This window comes from Imperialibacter sp. (assembly GCF_040222385.1).
Lineage (GTDB): Bacteria > Bacteroidota > Bacteroidia > Cytophagales > Cyclobacteriaceae > Imperialibacter.
This window is the reverse complement of sequence record NZ_JAVKDF010000031.1, coordinates 1-864: the sequence shown is the minus strand read 5'-3', so window position 1 is coordinate 864 and position 864 is coordinate 1. Positions and strand designations below refer to the sequence as shown.

General features: G+C 46.2%; 1 protein-coding gene. It reads right to left on the bottom strand.

From position 1 onward, the window contains the following. Window positions 1-447: 447 nt before the first annotated feature. On the bottom strand, window positions 448-582 hold the full coding sequence (locus RIG68_RS15155) for a PID-CTERM protein-sorting domain-containing protein (RefSeq protein WP_350123856.1): 135 nt from the start codon (window positions 580-582) through the stop codon (window positions 448-450). Between the last annotated feature and the right edge of the window lie 282 nt (window positions 583-864).

The window sequence follows — 864 nt, the reverse complement described above, 5'->3', positions numbered from 1 at the left end:
CAGGGTGACAGCCTTTACATCATGTCAAAACTATCATCGAACCAGTCTGCCGACAGGCAGGCTTGTTTCAGGATCTTTGTGGGGTCTGGTAGCATGATCTGGACTGCCAGAACCTCCGCCGGGCGTGAACGCCCTTCTAGCATACATTTTGTTGCATGATTTTAAACAAGCAGATCCTTCAGGTTCTGCGACGTATGGTTCGATCAATGCTTAAACCGCTGCGGATTAAAATCCTTACGAGCTACAACGTAACTCCCCTCCTGTTCTTAGGAGGGGCGAACTGTTCCGTACAGAAAATTTAGTAATGAAACGGGGAGATCCAAACAAAAAAAGGTTCCGACACAGAGCATCGGAACCTTTTATAAATCAGTAAATATCTGCCCTGCTAAAAAGTGGGCAGTGATTCGGAGATCACTTCGCTACGCTCGTGAATGAGCATGATCTTATTTATACGTCTTCGCTTTCGCTGTTACGGCCCTTAAGCTTCTTGTAAGCATACGCTCCGCCTGCAGCAGCAAGCAAGCCTAGACCGCCGTCAATGGGAGCCTGAGCAGGATCGCTCGGCAAGCCCGGTTGCGCCATAGCAAGAGAAGTTAGTATTAATGCGATTGTGAGTGTAAGTAAAACGAGTAATAAATTTTTCATAGTAATAAAAGCTTTTAGCTCTCAGCGTTTAGCCGTTAGCGTTTAGAGGCTTTGTTCAAAGCTAAACGCTAACAGCTGTCAGCTAATAGCTGTTATTTAATTAATGTCATTTGTCTGGTTAGTACCTGGCCCGGTGCCGTTAAGCGGTAGTAGTACATTCCACTTGCCACGCCTGTTGCATTCCAAGTCAGCTGATAGCTTCCTGCATTCTTGGTCGTA